Genomic DNA, 18,059 nt, shown 5'->3' with positions numbered 1-18,059 from the left:
CAATGCACATGGCAGACCAATGACCGAAACCGCTGAAACGATCGATTATTCCAAGACGCTTTACCTGCCGCAGACGGATTTCCCGATGCGCGCCGGCTTGCCCGAGAAGGAGCCGCTGCTGGTCAAGCGCTGGCAGGACATGGACCTCTACCGCAAGCTGCGCGAGAGCGCGGCCGGCCGCACGAAATACGTGCTGCATGACGGTCCGCCCTACGCCAACGGCAACATCCATATCGGCCATGCGCTGAACAAGATCCTCAAGGACGTCATCACCCGCTCGTTCCAGATGCGCGGCTATGACTCGAACTATGTGCCGGGCTGGGACTGCCATGGCCTGCCGATCGAATGGAAGATCGAGGAGCAGTACCGCGCCAAGGGCAAGAACAAGGACGAGGTGCCGGTCAACGAATTCCGCAAGGAATGCCGTGAGTTCGCCGCGGGTTGGATCACGGTGCAGGGCTCGGAGTTCCAGCGGCTCGGCGTCATCGGCGACTTCAAGAACCCCTATATGACGATGGCTTTCCATGCCGAGGCGCGGATCGCCGGCGAGCTGTTGAAGTTCGCCATGTCGGGCCAGCTCTATCGCGGCTCCAAGCCGGTGATGTGGAGCGTGGTCGAGCGTACGGCGCTGGCCGAGGCCGAGGTCGAGTACCAGGATTACGAGTCCGACACGATCTGGGCGAAGTTCCCGGTCGTCAGCCTGGTTCGCCCTGTCGATGACGGTGAGACCAAACTGACGGAAGGAGCGCTCGATCTGCTGCAGGCCCATGTCGTCATCTGGACGACGACGCCATGGACCATCCCCGGCAACCGCGCGGTCAACTATTCGCCGCGCATCAACTACGGCCTCTACGAGGTCACGGCGGCTGAGAACGCATTCGGCCCGCAGCCGGGCGAAAAGCTGATCTTCGCCGACGCCCTGGCCGAAGACGCCTCGGCCAAGGCCAAGGTCACCTTGAATCGACTTCGCAGCGTTTCGGCGCAAGAGCTTGGAAGCCTTACGCTTTCGCATCCGCTCAAGGGCTTTGGCGGCGGCTACGAATTTGCCGTTCCGATGCTCGCCGGCGACCATGTCACCGACGATGCCGGCACCGGCTTCGTCCACACCGCGCCCGGCCATGGCCGAGAGGACTTTGACGCCTGGATGGATGCGGCGGTGGATCTGCGCGGCATTGATCCCGCCATCCCGTTCACCGTCGACGATGGCGGCTTCTTCACCAAGGACGCGCCGGGTTTTGGCCCGGACCGCGAGGGTGGGCCGGCACGCGTCATCGACGATAACGGTAAGAAGGGCAACGCTAACCAGGCCGTCATCGACGAGCTGATCAAGCGCAACGCGCTGTTCGCGCGGGGCCGGCTGAAGCATAGCTATCCGCATTCCTGGCGGTCGAAGAAGCCGATCATCTTCCGCAACACGCCGCAATGGTTCGTCTATATGGACAAGGACCTCGGCGACGGTTCGACGCTGCGCAGCCGGGCGCTGAAGGCGATCGACGACACCCGTTTCGTGCCGGCAGCCGGCCAGAACCGCATCCGTGCCATGATCGAGGAGCGCCCGGACTGGGTGCTGTCGCGCCAGCGCGCCTGGGGCGTGCCGATTGCCGTCTTCGCCGATGCCGACGGCAATGTTCTGAAGGACGAGGCGGTCAACCAGCGCATCATGGACGCCTTCGAGCAGGAGGGCGCCGACGCCTGGTTCGCGGCCGGCGCCAAGGAGCGGTTCCTCGGCAATCACGATGCGTCCAAATGGAAGCAAGTGATGGACATCCTCGACGTCTGGTTCGATTCGGGCTCGACGCACGCCTTCACGCTGGAGGATCGTCCTGACTTGAAATGGCCGGCCGACGTCTATCTCGAAGGCTCCGACCAGCATCGCGGCTGGTTCCACTCCTCGCTGCTGGAAAGCTGCGGCACCAGGGGCAGGGCGCCTTACGATACCGTCGTCACTCATGGCTTCACCATGGACGAGGATGGCCGCAAGATGTCGAAGTCGCTCGGCAACACCGTTGTGCCGCAGGACGTCATCAAGCAGTCGGGCGCCGACATCCTGCGGCTTTGGGTGGTGACGACCGACTATTGGGAGGATCAGCGGCTCGGCAACAACGTGCTGCAGACCAACATCGACGCCTACCGCAAGCTGCGCAACACCATCCGCTGGATGCTGGGCACGCTCGCCCATGACGATGGCGAGGAGGTGCCGCTGGAGAAGATGCCGGAGCTGGAGCGGCTGATGCTGCACCGGCTTGCCGAGCTCGATGAAGTCGTGCGCTCTGGCTACGACGCCTTCGAGTTCAAGCGCATCACCCGCATGCTGCTCGATTTCATGGTGGTCGAGCTGTCGGCCTTCTATTTCGACATCCGCAAGGACGCGCTCTACTGCGACGCCCCGTCGAGCGTGAAACGCAAGGCTTCGGTGCAGGTGGTGCGCCATCTCTTCGACTGCCTGGTGAAATGGCTGGCGCCGATGCTGCCCTTCACCATGGAAGAGGCCTGGCTCGACCGTCATCCGGACGCCGTCTCGCTACATCTCGACCAGTTCCCGCAAATCCCGGCGGACTGGAAAAACGAGGCGCTGGCGGAAAAGTGGCGCAAGGTGCGGCAGGTGCGACGCGTCGTCACCGGCGCCCTGGAGATCGCGCGTGCCCAGAAGGTGATCGGTTCGTCGCTGGAAGCGGTGCCGGTCGTCACCATCAACGATGCGACGCTCGAAGCGGCGATATCGGATGTCGACATGGCCGAGATGGCGATCACCAGCGATCTGGTCATCGCCCATGGCGAAGCACCGGCCGGTGCCTTCACGCTTGACGATGTCAGGGGTGTCGCCGTGGTGGTCGAGAAGGCCGAGGATCGCGGCCTGGTGAAATGCGCACGCTCCTGGCGCTACGCTGCCGATGTCGGCCAGGATCCGGAATTCCCGGATGTTTCGGCTAGGGATGCGGCGGTGCTGCACGAATTGAAGGCGCTTGGCCGGCTTTGACAGGCCGGCTATCGGTGCACAAATGCCACGCCGGGCGGTCGAAAACCGCCCGCGCGTTGCCCTTAACGAGTGGTTGAGGTAAACACGCGAAACTCCGGAAGACAAATTGTCGCCGGATTTCCGTCGCAAGTGCTTGGACGATGGGGACCGGCCATAAGGCCGGCGGCAATCGAGAGGCTGTCTACAGTGGGACTTTTTGGCATGACCGAGAGAGTTAATGCGCGCCTGGCGCTGCTGGCGCCGCTTGTCGCATCGGGCCTCGCTTTGTCCGGCTGCATGGGCTCTCCGACCTACGGCACCGACAAGACCGCCAGCGAACAGCTGGCCGGCGATATTTCGGGCGCCTTTTCATTCGCGCCGAAGCGCAAGGAACAGATCGACTACAAGCCGCGCCCGACTTTGGTGAAGCCGGCGCCAGGCCAGAAGGAAGCGCTGCCGGCGCCGCAGGACAGCATCGAGACGGCGAGCGCCGAATGGCCCGAATCGCCCGAGCAGCGCCGCGCCCGCCTGCGCGCCGACGCCACCGCCCATCAGAACGACCCGGCCTACCAGTCGGAGATCGTCGACGACGTGCAGACCGACCCGGCCTCGGTGAAGAAGGCAATGGCGGATTCAGGCTCGAGCCACCCGCCGGCGTGGACGCCCGCGGATTCCGACAAGGGCCGCGCCGCCGAGATCCAGCGCCGGCTTGTCGACAGCAAGCAGGGTGACCCGAACACCCGCAAATATCTGAGCGAACCGCCGGTGCAGTATCGTGTCGCGGCCGGCACGGCGCCGCAGAATGAACTTGGCGAGGACGAGTACAAGAAGGAACGCCGCCTCAAGAAAGAGGCGGAAGGCAAGAAGGGCAGCGGCTGGTTCGACTGGATGCCGTCTCTGTAAGAATGCCAAATTGCCCTTGCGGGCGTTGCACCTGGCTCAGCCGCGCCGTTCCCGAAAAAAATCCTTGAGCAGCAGGGCCGCTTCGGTCTCGCCCATGCCCGGATAGATGTCGGGCGTGTGGTGGCAGGTTGGCGAGGCGAAGAAGCGCACGCCATTGACCACCGCGCCGCCCTTGTCGTCGGCGGCGCCGAAATAGAGCCGGCGCAGCCGGGCGAAGGAAATGGCGCCGGCGCACATGGCGCAAGGTTCCAGCGTCACATAGAGATCATGCCCGGTCAGCCGCTCGGCGGACAGTTTGCGGCAGGCTTCGCGGATAACCAGCATCTCAGCATGCGCCGTCGGGTCGGCAAGTTCGCGTGTGCGGTTGCCGGCGCTGGCGACAACGCCATCGCCGTTGGCGATGACGGCGCCGACCGGCACTTCGCCGCGCAAAGCTGCCGCTTCGGCCTCTTTCAGTGCCATCGCCATGAAATCCGGTCGCTTCACGCGGTTTCCATTCCGATTATCTCCTCGCCGGCTTTTGGTTTTCGTTTGTCTTCGCGGAAAAACCGGTCTCCACTTTTCCCTGACAAACTCGGGCGATCCTGTTATTGAGCGCATCAACCCGAAAATCGGACTCGGTTTTCGGAAATGATCATGCGCCAAATCAAAGTGCTACAGCGTTCGTTGCGCGCCCGAAAGGATGCGCCACGCTGTAGCAGCGCAAACGGACAAAGGCCACATGGACGACAAAGACAAGAAATTCCGACCCAAGAAGGGGCCGGCCAGGAGTGGCCCGAAAGCCGCGGGACCGCGCAGCCGTGATGGCGCCGCCGGCAAGGGAGGCAAGCCGTCCTTCGGCGCCAAGAAGCCTTACGCACCGCGTGGCGACCGCCCGATGGCGGCTGAGGGCGAGCGACCGAAGCGCGACTTCAAGGGCGGCGACAAGCCATTCAGCAAAGGCCCGCGCCCCGAAGGCAAGCCCTTTGAGAAGCGCGAGGGGCCGCGCAAGCCTTATGCGCCGCGCGGCGACCGTCCAATGGCCGCCGAGGGCGAACGCAAGCCCTATGAAAAGCGTGAGGGGCCGCGCAAGCCTTATGCGCCGCGCGGCGACCGTCCAATGGCCGCCGAGGGCGAACGCAAGCCCTATGAAAAGCGTGAGGGGCCGCGCAAGCCCTACGCACCGCGCGGCGACCGTCCAATGGCCGCCGAAGGCGAACGCAAGCCCTATGAAAAGCGCGAAGGGCCACGCAAGCCTTACGCCCCGCGCGGCGACCGCCCGGCTGCTGCGGCAGAGGGTGGCGAAAGGCGCTTCGACCGTCCCAAGCGTGATTTTAGCGACCGCGCGCCGCGCGACGCTGATCGCCCGAAGCGTGACTTCGCTGATCGCCCCAAGCGTGATTTCGGCGATCGCCCCAAGCGTGATTTCAATGATCGACCGCAAGGCGCATCGGGCGGCAGGTTCAAGCCACGCCCGCGTCCCGCCGAGGGCGCGGAAGAGGCTGGCGAACGCATCGCCAAGCGGCTTGCCCGCGCCGGCCTGGCTTCGCGCCGCGATGCCGAGGAGCTGATCGCCGCCGGCCGCGTCAAGGTCAATGGCCGCGCCCTGACCTCGCCTGCCTTCAACGTCATGCCTGATGACATCATCCATCTCGACGGCATGGAAATCCCGCCGATCGAGCGCACCCGGCTGTTCCTGTTCCACAAGCCGGCCGGCGTCGTCACCACCAACCGCGATCCCGAGGGCCGCAAGACCGTCTTCGACGTGCTGCCGGCCGAATTGCCGCGGCTGATGACCATCGGGCGGCTCGACATCAACACCGAAGGCCTGCTGCTGCTTACCAATGATGGCGGCCTGTCGCGCGTGCTCGAACTGCCGGCCACCGGCTGGCTGCGCCGCTACCGCGTGCGTGTCCACGGCAAGGTCGAGGAGAGCGCGCTTGCCGGCCTGCGCGAAGGCATTGCCGTCGACGGCGTGTTTTACGGCGCCATCGAAGCGACGCTCGACCGCGAGCAAGGCACCAATGCCTGGCTGACGATCGGCCTGCGCGAGGGCAAGAACCGCGAAGTCAGGAACATCCTCGGTTCGCTCGGCCTCGACGTGACGCGGCTGATCCGCATCTCCTACGGCCCGTTCCAGCTCGACGACCTTGCCGAGGGCCATGTGCTGGAGATCAAGGGCAGGGTGTTGCGCGACCAATTGGGCGAGCGCCTGGTCGAGGAATCCGGCGCCAATTTCGACGCCGAGGTCACCAAACCGTTTTCCAACAAGCCGGTGCGGCGTACTGAAGTTCGCGAGCCGGAGCCGGAACGGCCGAAATTCACCCGTGACGGCGAACGCCGTCCGATCGGCGAGGGCGGGTTGATCAAGAACCGCAAGCGCCGCGAAGGCAGCCGCGACGAAGCGCTGGGCAAACTGTCGACAAGCCCCGACAGAAGCGCAGAGAAGAGCTTTGGCGAACGCGGCCCGCGTCCCGAACGCAGCTTTGGCGACAAACCCCGTGGCAATTTTGGCGACAAACCTCGCGGCGGCTTTGGCGACAAGCCTCGGGGTGGCGGCAAGAAATCCGAGCGTGAGCAGCGGCCGATCGAGCCGCCCGGCCAGCGCAAGGCCAATGTCTGGATGGCGCCGGGCGCGCGGCCGATCGGCAAGGGTAGGGCAGAGGCCGACGCCGCCAAGGCAGCGGAAGCCAAGGCACGCAAGGCGTCGTTCAAGCCGTCATACGGCAAACCCGCCGGTGCAAAACCCTTCGGCAAGCCGCGTGGCGAGCGCCCAGGCGGTGCTGGTGGCGGTGACCGACCGCGCAGTGGCCCCCGAGGCCCCAAAGCGAGATGAGAATCGTCGGCGGTGAGTTTCGCGGGCGTCCCTTGGCGACGCCGCGCAGTAGCGCCATCCGTCCGACGACCGATCGCACCCGCGAGGCCGTCTTCAACGTGCTGGCGCATCGCTTTGCCGAGCAATTGGACGGCGCGCGTGTGCTCGACCTGTTCGCCGGCACCGGCGCGCTAGGGCTCGAAGCCCTGTCGCGCGGTGCGTCCTACGGCGTCTTCATCGAGGAATCGGCCGAAGGCCGTGGGCTCATCCGCGACAATGTCGAGGCCTTCGGCCTGACGGGGCGCACCAAGATCTTTCGCCGCGATGCCACCGGCCTTGGCGATGCCGGCACGCTGGCGCCGTTCGGCCTCGTCTTCGCCGACCCGCCCTATGGCAAGGGCCTCGGCGAGCGCGCTTTGCAGTCGGCGAAAGCCGGCGGCTGGCTTCGCCACGGCGCACTGTGCGTGGTCGAGGAGGCCGCGGTGGCTTCCTTCGAGCCAGGCCCCGGCTTTTCCGTGCTGGACGAGCGCAACTACGGCGAGACCGTCATCCGCTTCATCGAGGCCGCCTGATACGCCTGCGCGATTGGCGGTTCCTCGCCCCCAATCCTTCATTGGGGGAGAGGTGGCCGCGAAGCGGCCGGAGAGGGGGACGGTTGTGCGAAACTGTAGCCTTCGACGGCTTTCGAAACGGTCAGGCCAGCTTTTCCTCGGCTCGTCGGCGCAGGCCCCTCTCCGTCTCGGCTTCGCCGAGCCACCTCTCCCCCGCTTCACGGGGGCGAGGAAACCGAGCGCCGCCTCTAAAATGACCAACAATTCACTTTGCTTGTCGCCAGCACCTTGCCTATCGTCTACCGACAGAACCGGAGCCGTTGATGACATCCAGGATTGAATGGCTGCGGGGAACGCTGTTGGCGACCTCTTTGGCTTTTGCGACAACCGGTCCGGTGCTGGCCGACAGCCCGGTCTTGCCCAACTCGGTTCCGGCCGAGTTCAAGGTGACGGACTTCCTGCTCGACAACGGCATGGAGGTGGTCGTCATTCCCGACCATCGCGCGCCGATCGTCACCCACATGGTGTGGTACAAGATCGGCAGCGCCGACGAGCCGCCCGGCAAATCCGGCATCGCGCATTTCTTCGAGCATCTGATGTTCAAGGCGACGGCCCACCATGCGGCGGGCGAGTTCGACCGCGCCATTGCCGACATTGGCGGCTCCAACAACGCCTTCACCTCCTACGATTACACCGCCTTCCACGAGACGGTGGCGCCGTCCGCGCTCGAACTGATGATGAGCTTCGAGGCCGACCGCATGCGCAACCTCATCCTCACCGACGACGTCATCAAGACCGAGCGCGACGTCATCCTCGAGGAGCGCCGCTCGCGCATCGACAACAATCCAGAGGCGGTTCTGGACGAGGAGGTGGATGCGACGCTTTGGCAGAACCAGCCCTATCGCATTCCGGTCATCGGCTGGATGCAAGAGATGCAGCAACTGAACCGGACCGACGCGACCGCCTTCTATGACAAATATTATCGGCCCAACAACGCGGTGCTGATCGTCGCCGGCGACGTCGAGCCGGACACGGTGCGGGCGCTGGCCGAAAAGACCTATGGCAAGGTGGCGCGTGGCCCCGATCTGCCGCCTCGCATCCGTCCGGTCGAGCCGGAACAGAACACCAAGCGCACGGTCACGCTCTCCGACGCCCGCGTCAGCGTGCCGAGCTTTTCCACCCAATGGGTGGTGCCGTCCTATCATACGGGCAAGCCGGGAGAGGCGGAAGCGCTCGATCTCTTGGCGGAGATCCTCGGCGGCGGCAATCGCAGCCGGCTTTATCAGGCACTCGTCGTCCAGCAAGGCATTGCCTCCAATGCCGGCGCCTATTTCCAAGGCACCATGCTCGACGACACCAATTTCACCGTCTACGGCGCGCCGCGCGGCGATGCCAAGATTTCCGACGTCGAGGCGGCTGTCGATGCGGAAGTGGCGCGCATCGTCCGGGATGGTGTTACGCCATCGGAGCTGGAAAAGGCCAAGGACCGCTATGTCAGGTCGATGACCTTTGCCCGCGACAAGCAGGATTCCATGGCCAACATCTACGGCTCGACGCTGGCCACCGGTGGCAATGTGCAGGATGTCCAGCAATGGACGGACCGCATCCGTAAGGTCACATCAGGCGAGGTCAAGGCCATCGCCGCGCGCTATCTGGTGCTCGCCCGGTCGACCACCGGCTATCTCTTGCCGCAGCAACAGGCGGGGAATTGATGATGAATTCGATCCCCATGAGCGAGGCCGCCCCCTCATCCGGCCGCTTCGCGGCCACCTTCTCCCCGCTGGGGAGAAGAGGCTGGCGCCAGCGCCAGCAAGCTCCTCTCCCCGTCGGGGAGAGGTCAGCCGAGCGAAGCGGAGGCTGGGTGAGGGGGAGCGCCGGCTTCCGCGATTGGCCGCTGCCGACGATTGCCGCATGGCGTGCACTCATCACCCTCTTCCTCTCCATCCTCTTCCTGATCCTGCCGGCACTCACGGCGCGCGCCATGGACATCCAGTCCGTCACCTCGCCAAAAGGCATCACCGCTTGGCTGGTCGAGGACTATTCCGTGCCTGTCGTCGCCATCCGCTTCGTCTTCGGCGGCGGCTCGACGCAGGATCCGGTCGGCAAGGAAGGGTTGGCCAATTTGATGACCGGCCTGTTCGACGAAGGCGCCGGCCCGCTCGACAGTGAAGACTTCCAGATAAAGCTCGACGATGCCGGCGCCGAAATGAGTTTCGACGAAAGCCGCGACGGCATTTACGGCTCGATGCGCATGCTGGCCGAGCAGCGTGACCAGGCGTTCGACCTGTTGCGGCTGGCGGTCAACGAACCGCGCTTCGACCAACTGCCGATCGACCGCATCCGCGCCCAGATCCTGTCCGGCATCATCTCCGGCGAGAACGATCCGGACACGGTCGCGCAGAACAAATGGGCGCGCGCCCTCTATGGCGATCATCCCTATTCCCGCTCCGACCAGGGCACCAGGCGGAGCATTGCCACCATCACGCCGGACGATCTAAAAACCTTGCACAGGGCGGTTTTCGCGCGCGGCGGCCTGCATGTCGCCGTCGTCGGTGCCATCGACGCGGAGACGCTGAAGAAGAAGCTCGATATGGTGTTCGGCGACCTGCCGCAAAACCAGGCGCTCGCCCCAGTGGCCGATATCGACCCGAAACTGGCGCAGCATATCGAGGTCGACTACGACCTTCCGCAGACCTCGCTGCAGCTCGCCTATCCCGGCGTGAAGCGCAAGGCGGCGGATTTCTTTCCCGCCGTGCTGATGAACGAGATTCTCGGCGGCGGCACCTTCACCTCGCGCCTGTTCCAGGAGGTGCGCGAAAAGCGCGGGCTGGCCTACAGCGTCAACTCTTCGCTGATCAACCAGGACCACGCCAATGCGCTGATCGTCAGCACCGGCACCCGGTCCGACCGTGCGGCCGAGACGCTGGGCATCGTTCGCGACGTGATCAAGCAGTTGGCCGAGCAAGGCCCGACCGAAGCCGAGCTGGCGGCAACCAAGAAATACATGATCGGCGCCTATGCCATCAACAATCTGGATTCCTCAAGCGCCATCGCCTCGACACTGGTCGAACTGCAGCTCGACGATCTCGGCATCGACTACATGCAGCGCCGCGCCGGCTACATCAACGCGGTGACGCTCGACCAGGTCAAGGCGGCGGCGAAGAAGCTGCTGACCACCGAGCCGACCATCATGGTCATCGGCCCGAAACTGGCCGGAGCCGGCAAGGGATGAGCCCGACCTTCGGCATCGCCTTTGGCGGCGGCGGTGCGCGCGGGCTGGCGCATATCCATGTCATCGAGGCGCTGGACGAGCTGGGAATAAAGCCGGTGGCGATTGCCGGCTCGTCGATCGGCGCCATCATGGGCGCCGGCATGGCATCAGGCATGACCGGCAAGGACATCCACGACTATGCCCGCTCGATCCTCGGCCGCCGCGCCGAAGTGGCAAGCCGCATGTGGCGGGCGCGGCCGGGCACGATCGCCGAGGCCATGCAGGGCGGCATCCGCGTCAGCCAGTTCAACGTCGAGCGCATCCTGAAGGCTTTTTTGCCCGAGGCCATTCCAGAGACCTTTACCGAGCTGAAAATCCCGCTGAAGGTGACCGCGACCGACTATTTCGGCCACAAGCTCGCAGTCTTCGTCGACGGCGACCTGCATTCCGCGCTGGCGGCCTCGGCGGCGATACCGGCCGTGTTCCGCCCGGTGACGCGCGACGGCAGGCTGCTGATTGACGGCGGCATCTACAACCCCGTGCCGTTCGACCTGATCGAGAACGACGCCGACATCATCATCGGCGTCGACGTCGTCGGCGCGCCGGAAGAGGCCGACCGCAAACAGCCGACCTCCGTCGACCTGATGTTCGGCGCCACCCAATTGATGATGCAGTCGATCATCGCCAACAAGCTGAAGCAATGCCGCCCCGACATCCTGGTCCGCCCGGCGGTCTCAAGATACCGCGTCCTCGATTTCCTGAAGATCGACGCTTTGATGAACGAGACGGCTGACATCAAGGACGAGCTGAAGCGGCAGGTGGAGAAGGTGTTGGAGGCGAAGAATAGCGCCGCCATCAAGGGGAGGCGGGGCAAGCAGGTCGGCTGAGGTGAATCCTTCCCGATCCGTCTAGAAGGAACGAGGTCCTAACGGTTCACGATTTCGCCGTCACCGGTGCATATTCCAGGGCGACGACGCCATTGCTGAAAGGCCTGGCGGAAATCAGGTCGAGCGACACCGGCTCGCCGACTGGGAACAGCGGCTTGCCCTGGCCGACGGCGCCGGGATAGCTGAGCAGCCTGACGCGATCGACTAGGCCGTGGCGCAGCAATTCCTGTGCGATGCTGAGGCTGCCATGCACATAGATATTGCCGCCACCGCCTTGCTTCAGGGTCTTGACCGTTTCCGGCAGCGGCCCCTTCAGCAATTCGGCCGGCTTCCAGTCGAGCGCCTTCAGACTGGTCGAGGCGACATATTTCGGCAGCGCGTTGAACCGGTCGGCAAAATCTCCGGTTTCCGTGGGCCAGGAGCCGGCAAAGATTTCATAAGTCTTGCGCCCCAACAGCATGGCGCCGCTGTCGGCAAGCTCGTCTTCCTTGAACCTGTTCATCTCATCGTTCCAGGTCACACTGGGCAGCTTCTCGACCTCGGCAATGCCATCGACGCTGATGAATTCGGTGACGATAAGTTTTCGCATGGCGCTCTCCTTCTTCCGCCAAAGGACGGATTGGGCAGGGCGTTTGCGACACGCTTCGTGAAAAATATCGCGGCGCGTTGGAGAAAGAGAGGCGCGCTATCAAACAGGGTGGGGGAACAAGGTAAAATGACCGAGCAATCGACATCGCCCTCAGCACCCGGTGCCGAGGGAAGAATCACGAATGGGAATGTGAAGAGAATGCGGTCCGGCTAGAGCGTCGGGCGAATTGGGTGAATCGATGTGATTCCCTTTTTGGTGGAACTGTGATTCCCTTGGGCACGGAGGTGCTTCATGGGAAAAATAACTTCGGCTGATTTGCGACTTCGGATGGTGCGGGGCATTGCAGCTGGTAAGTCGCGGCGAGCGGTGGCGGCTCAATTTGAGGTGGCTCCGTCAACGGCGGTGCGGGTGCAAGCGCGGTATGCTGCGACCGGTTCACTGGCGCCGGCGCGGCAGGGCCGCCCGGCCGGCTCTGGCAAGCTGGGGCCGTTGCGGCAGGTCATTTTGGATAAGGTGCATGCCAAACCGGACATCACGATGCCGGACCTTGGCGCCTGGCTCGAGGCTGAGCACGGGGTGAAGGTGGACCCTTCGAACCTGTCGAAGTTTCTGTGCCGGGAAGGGCTTACCTATAAAAAAAGCGCTGCTGGCGTCGGAGCAAGAACGCCCCGACGTGAAGCAAGCCAGGCGTGACTGGCGCGAGCGCCGCCAGCCGCTGATGCGATGTCAACCGGCGCGGCTGGTCTTCATCGACGAAACCAGCGTCAAGACCAACATGACGCCGTTGCGTGGCCGCGCCCCTCGCGGCGAAAGGCTGCGGGCCGACGCGCCTTTCGGCAAATGGCAAACCCAGACCTTCATCGCCGGATTGCGCTGCCATGAACTCGTGTCGCCCTGGATCATCGAAGGAGCCATGGACGGCGCGGCTTTCGATGCCTATGTCGAGACCCAGCTTGCACCAAGCCTGAGCCGTGGCGACATCGTCATCCTCGACAATCTCAACGTTCACAAAAGTCCGCGCGCCGCACAGGCCCTGGCCGAGCGCGGCGCGTGGTTCCTGTTCCTGCCCAGATACTCCCCAGACCTCAATCCCATCGAGATGGCCTTCGCCAAGCTCAAGACACTGCTGCGCAAAGCCAAAGCGCGAAACTATGACGATCTCTGGCGCGCCATCGGCAATATCTGTGATCAGTTCAGCCCAACCGAATGTTGGAACTTTCTCAAAGAGGCCAGCTATGTTGCATGTTAATCGCCCGACGCTCTAGGGCGAGAGAATCGCGAGCCGGGTGAAAATGCGGAGATGGCCGGGAAGCTCGTGATCCCGGCGTTCCCCCTCAGTCCTTAGCCCGCTCCACATACGCCCCATCGGCCGTCATCACCACCACGCGGGTGCCCGGCGCGATGTGCGGGGGGACCAGCGTACGCACGCCGTTGGATAGCACAGCGGGCTTGTAGGACGACGAGGCGGTCTGGCCCTTGGTCGTCGGCTCGGTTTCCACCACTTCGAAGGTGGCGCGCTGCGGCAGCACCAGGGAAATGGCGATACCGTTGAACTGCGACACCTGCACGGCCATGCCTTCCAGCAGGTAAGGCGCCATGTCGCCGACCACGGCTTCCGACACCGCGACCTGGTCGTAGCTTTCCGGGTTCATGAAATGAAAGCCTTCGCCGTCGCGATAGAGGAAGGTGTGCTCGCGCTCCTCCACATAGGCGCGCTCCACCTGCTCGGTGGTGCGGTAGCGCTCCGAAACCTTCACCCCGTCGCCGATGCGGCGCATGTCGAGCTGCGTCACCGGCGTGCCCTTGCCGGGGTGGATGTTTTCGGCAAAGAGGATCACATAAAGCTTGCCGTCCTTGTCGACGACATTGCCTTTGCGGAGCGAACTGGCGATGACTTTCACCACGGTTTTAAATCCTGCAAGAGTTGACTGGCGTTTGCCGGCTTGTGCGGCGCTGGAAGGGGGCCTACCGCATCTTGGCCGCCGCCGCCAGCCCCCTTCCACCATGATCTGAGCCCCATGACCGTAGCTTCGCCCTGGTGGACGCCTGACGTTCACGCCGACCGCCGCCCGCGGCTGATGCTGCGCAACGGCATCGCCGCCAGCCTGCGCGACTGGTTCGCTGTCCATGATTTCGTCGAGGTGGAAACGGCCGCCCTGCAGGTCTCGCCCGGCAACGAGGCGCATCTGGCGGCTTTCGCCACGGAAGCGATCGGGCCGGACGGCGCAAGGGCGTCGCTCTATCTCCACACCTCGCCGGAATTCGCCTGCAAGAAGCTGCTCGCAGCAGGCGAAGTCAAGATTTTCAGCTTCGGTCCGGTCTACCGCAATCGCGAGCGCGGCCCCTTGCACCATCCCGAATTCACCATGCTCGAATGGTACCGGGTCGGCGAAGCCTATGAGAGCCTGATGCTGGATTGCGCGGCCTTGCTGGCACTGGCCGCGACAAGGGCAGGGGCGACTCTTTTCTCTTTTCGTGGCCGCGACTGCGATCCGTTTGCCGAGCCGGAACGGTTGAGCGTGGCGGATGCCTTCACCCACTATTCCGGCATCGATCTGCTGGCCACGGTCGCCGCCGACGGCAGCACCAACCGCGACGCGCTTTACGCCGTCTTGACCAAGGCCGGCCTGCGTACCGCGCCCGACGACAGCTGGGCGGATCTGTTCAGCCGGGTGATGGTGGAAAAAATCGAGCCCTTCCTCGGGCAGGGACGAGCAACCATCCTGTGCGAATATCCGGTGGCCGAGGCGGCACTGGCGCGGCCGAGCCCACGCGACCCGCGCGTCGCGGAGCGCTTCGAACTCTATTGCTGCGGCGTCGAGCTCGCCAACGGTTTTGGCGAACTGACCGACGCCGGGGAGCAGCGCCGGCGCTTTATGACCGAGATGGACGAGAAAGAGCGCATCTATGGCGAGCGCTATCCGCTGGACGAGGATTTCCTCGCTGCCCTCGCCATCATGCCACCGGCCAGCGGCATCGCGCTCGGCTTCGACCGGCTGGCGATGCTGGCGACAGGCGCGCAAAAGATCGAGGATGTGATCTGGACGCCTGTTGCTGCGTCCTGACCTGGAGTTCGAGGCTTGCCGCCGGTCCCGGCCTGCTCAATGCGCGAAAACCTGCTCCAGCGAGCGAAAACCCTTGAATTCCAAGGCATTGCCCGAAGGGTCGCGGATGAACAGCGTTGCCTGTTCGCCGGGCTCGCCCTTGAAGCGGACCATCGGCCGTTCCAGCCAGTCGATGTCGTCGCGCGCCTCCAGCCGCGTCGCCAGGCGTTGCCAGTCGTCCATCAGGAGCACCGCGCCGAAATGCGGGATCGGTACCGTGATGCCGTCGACCTTGCCGTCACTGGGAGCCTGTGCGGCCTGCGGCCGCAGATGCGCCGACATCTGGTGGCCGTACAGATCGAAGTCCACCCAGGTCGCCGACGAACGGCCAATGGCGCAGCCCAGCACCTCGCCATAGAAAACGCGGGTTTCATCGAGATCACGGACCGGGAAGGCGAGATGGAAGGGTGTCATCGAGATGCTCCGTGCAGGCTGCGGACTGATTTTGCGTCACAGGGTTGGCGGTTTTGAACCGTCAACCCTGCATTTTGATTGAAGCCTATGCCATTGCACAAGCCGGACCGGAACAATAGATGGGTGGGCAGCGGCCAGACGCCGGCCGCACCAGCAGGATTTCAGGCATGACCGATATATCAGACGCAGCAAAATTGACCGACCGCGTCGCGGCTCTGGTCGAGGCTGCCAAAAAGGCCGGCGCCGATGCCGCCGACGCGGTGGCCGTGCGCGGCCGCTCTACCGGCGTGTCGGTGCGGCTTGGCAAGGTCGAGGGCACCGAATCGTCCGAGAGCGAGGATGTCGCGCTGCGCGTCTTCGTCGGCGGTCGGGTGGCAAGTGTCTCGGCGACGGCTGCCTCGGATCCGAAGGTGCTGGCCGAGCGCGCCGTTGCGATGGCGAAAGTGTCGCCGCAGGATCCCTATCAAGGCCTTGCCGATCCGGCATTGCTCGCCAAACAGACGCGCGATCTCGATCTGTTCGACGCCACCGAAGTCTCGGCCGATCAGTTGAAGGAAGCAGCCCTTGCGGCGGAAGCAGCCGCCCTTGCCGTCAAGGGCGTGACCAATTCGGCCGGCGCCAGTGCCGGTGCCGGCCTGGGCGGCCTGGTGTTGGCCACCTCGCACGGCTTCCTCGGCCACTATGTCGGCTCGCGTTTCTCGCGCTCGGCCAGCGTCATCGCCGGCGAGGGTACCGGCATGGAGCGCGACTATGAATTCTCCTCGCGCCAGCATTTTGCCGATCTCGATGCGCCAGAAGACATCGGCCGCAAGGCCGGCGAACGCGCGGTGCGCCGCATTGGCGCGCGCAAGGCGGCGACCGGACCGGTCGATGTGGTGTTCGACCCACGCGTCGCGCGCGGCATCGCCGGCCATCTTGCCGGCGCCATCAACGGCGCCTCGGTCGCACGCAAAACCTCGTTCCTGCGCGACATGATGGGCAAGCAGGTGGCCGCGTCCGCCATCACCGTCACCGATGAGCCGCTCAGGCGGCGTGGCCAGGCCTCGCGTCCGTTCGACGGCGAAGGCGTCGAGGGTGAAAAGCTGTTGATGGTCGAGAAGGGCGTGCTCAACCACTGGTTCCTGTCGACCTCGGCCGCGCGCGAGCTTGGCCTCGTCACCAATGGTCGCGGCGCGCGCAGCGGCTCCTCGGTTTCGCCATCCTCGACCAATCTAGCCATCGAGCCGGGCGAGCGATCGCCGGAAGAGCTGATCAAATCGCTCAAGATCGGCTTCTACGTCACCGAGGTATTCGGCCAGGGCGTCGACATGGTCACCGGCGAATACAGCCGTGGCGCCTCCGGCTTCTGGATCGAGAATGGCGAGCTTGCCTATCCGGTGGCGGAGGTCACCATTGCTTCGAACCTGAAGACCATGTTCCTTAACATGGTGCCGGCCAGCGATCTCGACCGCAATTTCGGCACCGCGGCCCCGACGCTCCTGATCGAAGGCATGACCCTTGCCGGAGCATGACCTGACCATAGCCGGGGCCACCGAAGATTTGCCGCTGCTGCGCGATGCCGCCCGCGAGGCGGGGGTCATCGCCATGCGCTACTTCGGCAACAGCCCACAAGTCTGGATGAAGGGCGGAACCTCGCCGGTGAGCGAGGCCGACCATGCCGCCGACGCCTATCTGCGCGAAACGCTGCTGGCGGCGCGGCCGGATTATGGCTGGCTGTCGGAAGAAACCGTCGACGATCCGGCGCGGCTTTCTGCCCGCCGCACCTTCGTCGTCGACCCGATCGACGGGACGCGCGGTTTCCTGGAAGGCCAGCGCACCTGGTGCGTCAGCGTTGCGGTCGTCGAGCGCGGGCGCACGCTGGCCGGCGTGCTGGAATGCCCTGCGATGGACGAGACCTATTGGGCGCTGCCCGGGCAAGGCGCTTTCCGCAACGGCAGGCGCATTGCGGTGCGCAAGCTGGCGGACACGGCCGAGATTTCCGGATTGAAGCAGTTGACCGACCTGATCCCGGCCGAATGGCAGGCGCGGCTGAAGCGTGCGCCCTACAGCCCATCGCTCGCCTATCGGTTGGCCATGATCGCCAATGGCGCGCTGGATGGCACTTTCGTCAAGCCGAACGCACATGACTGGGACATTGCCGCGGCCGATCTCATCCTGCGCGAGGCCGGGGGCCAGCTGCTCGACAGGCATGGCCGCGCCCCGCTCTATGCCGGCGAGGTGACCCGCCACGGCGCACTTGCCGCCGGTAGTGGTGAATTGCTGGCTGTGCTCACCGGAGTCATTGCCGGGCTGGACGCGTGAAAGCGTTTTCCAGCGCGAGATGAATTCATCTCGCTCGAAGGTTCCAAAGTCGGCGGCTTTGGTCTAGACCTGTCACAAACTCACGATATGTGAAGGACCGACATGGTCGCGGAAGACGGAAAGAAACAGCTTTTGCATCTGGTGTTCGGCGGTGAACTGAAGAAGCTTGGCGGCAGCGAATTCCGCGATCTCGATGGGCTCGACATCGTCGGCATCTATCCGGACTATCAATCCGCGCACACGGCGTGGAAAGCCAAGGCGCAAGCCAGCGTGGACAATGCCCACATGCGTTATTTCGTCGTTCATCTGCACCGGCTGCTGGACCCCGACAACAAGGCTGCCGGTTGAC

The 18,059-nt window shown here is 64.4% G+C and carries 16 protein-coding genes; 12 read left to right on the top strand and 4 right to left on the bottom strand.

From position 1 onward, the window contains the following. Positions 1-19 precede the first annotated feature (19 nt). Together ileS and ACSQ3L_RS22970 are read left to right on the top strand one after the other, a co-directional pair. Positions 20-2,977 carry an isoleucine--tRNA ligase gene (gene ileS, locus ACSQ3L_RS22975; RefSeq protein WP_436161987.1) on the top strand — a complete coding sequence of 986 codons (2,958 nt, stop codon included), beginning with the start codon at positions 20-22 and terminating at the stop codon, positions 2,975-2,977. Between the two features lie 201 nt (positions 2,978-3,178). Then, positions 3,179-3,859, top strand: a complete 681-nt coding sequence (locus tag ACSQ3L_RS22970; RefSeq protein WP_436161986.1) for a hypothetical protein — start codon at positions 3,179-3,181, stop codon at positions 3,857-3,859. Between the two features lie 36 nt (positions 3,860-3,895). Here the strand turns inward: ACSQ3L_RS22970 and ACSQ3L_RS22965 are convergent, their stop codons facing one another. Further along, entirely contained in the window at positions 3,896-4,345 is a 450-nt protein-coding gene (locus ACSQ3L_RS22965) for a nucleoside deaminase (RefSeq protein WP_436161985.1), read from the bottom strand. A gap of 235 nt (positions 4,346-4,580) precedes the next feature. On the opposite strand from ACSQ3L_RS22965, the gene ACSQ3L_RS22960 reads away from it, so the two are divergent. From ACSQ3L_RS22960 to ACSQ3L_RS22940, 5 genes are all read left to right on the top strand, one after another. Then, on the top strand, positions 4,581-6,674 hold the full coding sequence (locus ACSQ3L_RS22960; protein ID WP_436161984.1) for a pseudouridine synthase: 2,094 nt from the start codon (positions 4,581-4,583) through the stop codon (positions 6,672-6,674). Next, positions 6,671-7,225 (top strand): 16S rRNA (guanine(966)-N(2))-methyltransferase RsmD, encoded by a 555-nt coding sequence (gene rsmD, locus ACSQ3L_RS22955; protein WP_436161983.1) that lies wholly within the window; start codon positions 6,671-6,673, stop codon positions 7,223-7,225. The genes ACSQ3L_RS22960 and rsmD overlap by 4 nt, the downstream gene beginning before the upstream one ends. Before the next feature lie 302 nt (positions 7,226-7,527). Then, positions 7,528-8,916 carry a M16 family metallopeptidase gene (locus tag ACSQ3L_RS22950; protein WP_436161982.1) on the top strand — a complete coding sequence of 463 codons (1,389 nt, stop codon included), beginning with the start codon at positions 7,528-7,530 and terminating at the stop codon, positions 8,914-8,916. Positions 8,917-9,065: 149 nt separating this feature from the next. Then, a complete protein-coding gene (locus ACSQ3L_RS22945) occupies positions 9,066-10,436 on the top strand; it encodes a M16 family metallopeptidase (protein WP_436161981.1) in 1,371 nt (456 codons plus the stop codon). Continuing rightward, positions 10,433-11,302 carry a patatin-like phospholipase family protein gene (locus ACSQ3L_RS22940; RefSeq protein ID WP_436161980.1) on the top strand — a complete coding sequence of 290 codons (870 nt, stop codon included), beginning with the start codon at positions 10,433-10,435 and terminating at the stop codon, positions 11,300-11,302. The genes ACSQ3L_RS22945 and ACSQ3L_RS22940 overlap by 4 nt, the downstream gene beginning before the upstream one ends. Before the next feature lie 46 nt (positions 11,303-11,348). Here the strand turns inward: ACSQ3L_RS22940 and ACSQ3L_RS22935 are convergent, their stop codons facing one another. Next, entirely contained in the window at positions 11,349-11,891 is a 543-nt protein-coding gene (locus ACSQ3L_RS22935; RefSeq protein WP_436161979.1) for a dihydrofolate reductase family protein, read from the bottom strand. Positions 11,892-12,182: 291 nt separating this feature from the next. Here ACSQ3L_RS22935 and ACSQ3L_RS22930 point away from each other — a divergent pair. Then, a protein-coding gene (locus ACSQ3L_RS22930; RefSeq protein ID WP_436161484.1) for an IS630 family transposase occupies positions 12,183-13,140 on the top strand; the annotation gives its coding sequence in 2 pieces (ribosomal slippage) (positions 12,183-12,533 and positions 12,535-13,140; 957 coding nt in all). An 85-nt stretch (positions 13,141-13,225) separates the two neighbouring features. On the opposite strand, the gene efp is transcribed toward ACSQ3L_RS22930, so the two are convergent. After that, the gene (gene efp, locus ACSQ3L_RS22925; RefSeq protein WP_027038615.1) at positions 13,226-13,795 is read right to left on the bottom strand and encodes an elongation factor P; all 570 of its coding nucleotides are present in this window, start codon (positions 13,793-13,795) and stop codon (positions 13,226-13,228) included. A 114-nt stretch (positions 13,796-13,909) separates the two neighbouring features. Here efp and epmA point away from each other — a divergent pair, with 114 nt between their 5' ends. Beyond that, complete coding sequence (gene epmA, locus ACSQ3L_RS22920; protein WP_436161978.1) at positions 13,910-14,956, top strand: EF-P lysine aminoacylase EpmA; 1,047 nt, start codon at positions 13,910-13,912, stop codon at positions 14,954-14,956. Between the two features lie 36 nt (positions 14,957-14,992). Here epmA and ACSQ3L_RS22915 read toward each other — a convergent pair whose 3' ends face one another. Beyond that, positions 14,993-15,409, bottom strand: coding sequence for a VOC family protein (locus ACSQ3L_RS22915; protein ID WP_352442459.1), 417 nt, complete (start codon positions 15,407-15,409; stop codon positions 14,993-14,995). Between the two features lie 167 nt (positions 15,410-15,576). Here ACSQ3L_RS22915 and ACSQ3L_RS22910 point away from each other — a divergent pair, with 167 nt between their 5' ends. The 3 genes from ACSQ3L_RS22910 to ACSQ3L_RS22900 all read left to right on the top strand — a co-directional run bounded on the left by ACSQ3L_RS22910 (position 15,577) and on the right by ACSQ3L_RS22900 (position 18,058). Continuing rightward, complete coding sequence (locus ACSQ3L_RS22910; RefSeq protein ID WP_436161977.1) at positions 15,577-16,920, top strand: TldD/PmbA family protein; 1,344 nt, start codon at positions 15,577-15,579, stop codon at positions 16,918-16,920. Further along, on the top strand, positions 16,907-17,710 hold the full coding sequence (locus ACSQ3L_RS22905; RefSeq protein WP_436161976.1) for a 3'(2'),5'-bisphosphate nucleotidase CysQ: 804 nt from the start codon (positions 16,907-16,909) through the stop codon (positions 17,708-17,710). Before ACSQ3L_RS22910 ends, ACSQ3L_RS22905 begins: the two co-directional genes overlap by 14 nt. A gap of 102 nt (positions 17,711-17,812) precedes the next feature. Further along, entirely contained in the window at positions 17,813-18,058 is a 246-nt protein-coding gene (locus tag ACSQ3L_RS22900) for a DUF4170 domain-containing protein (RefSeq protein ID WP_436161975.1), read from the top strand. Position 18,059 lies beyond the last annotated feature (1 nt).

Source organism: Mesorhizobium sp. LjRoot246, from assembly GCF_964254115.1.
In the GTDB taxonomy this organism is placed as follows: domain Bacteria; phylum Pseudomonadota; class Alphaproteobacteria; order Rhizobiales; family Rhizobiaceae; genus Mesorhizobium.
Note: the sequence above shows the minus strand (reverse complement) of the source record. Positions and strands in the feature narration are given on the sequence as shown.

Bases quoted from the DNA above. Each gene is read 5' to 3' on its own strand.
- epmA (WP_436161978.1), top strand. From the start codon at position 13,910: ATGACCGTAGCTTCGCCCTGGTGGACGCCTGACGTTCACGCCGACCGC.
- ACSQ3L_RS22900 (WP_436161975.1), top strand. From the start codon at position 17,813: ATGGTCGCGGAAGACGGAAAGAAACAGCTTTTGCATCTGGTGTTCGGC.
- ileS (WP_436161987.1), top strand. From the start codon at position 20: ATGACCGAAACCGCTGAAACGATCGATTATTCCAAGACGCTTTACCTG.
- ACSQ3L_RS22960 (WP_436161984.1), top strand. From the start codon at position 4,581: ATGGACGACAAAGACAAGAAATTCCGACCCAAGAAGGGGCCGGCCAGG.
- ACSQ3L_RS22970 (WP_436161986.1), top strand. From the start codon at position 3,179: ATGACCGAGAGAGTTAATGCGCGCCTGGCGCTGCTGGCGCCGCTTGTC.
- ACSQ3L_RS22915 (WP_352442459.1), bottom strand. From the start codon at position 15,409: ATGACACCCTTCCATCTCGCCTTCCCGGTCCGTGATCTCGATGAAACC.
- ACSQ3L_RS22910 (WP_436161977.1), top strand. From the start codon at position 15,577: ATGACCGATATATCAGACGCAGCAAAATTGACCGACCGCGTCGCGGCT.
- ACSQ3L_RS22950 (WP_436161982.1), top strand. From the start codon at position 7,528: ATGACATCCAGGATTGAATGGCTGCGGGGAACGCTGTTGGCGACCTCT.
- rsmD (WP_436161983.1), top strand. From the start codon at position 6,671: ATGAGAATCGTCGGCGGTGAGTTTCGCGGGCGTCCCTTGGCGACGCCG.
- ACSQ3L_RS22940 (WP_436161980.1), top strand. From the start codon at position 10,433: ATGAGCCCGACCTTCGGCATCGCCTTTGGCGGCGGCGGTGCGCGCGGG.
- ACSQ3L_RS22935 (WP_436161979.1), bottom strand. From the start codon at position 11,891: ATGCGAAAACTTATCGTCACCGAATTCATCAGCGTCGATGGCATTGCC.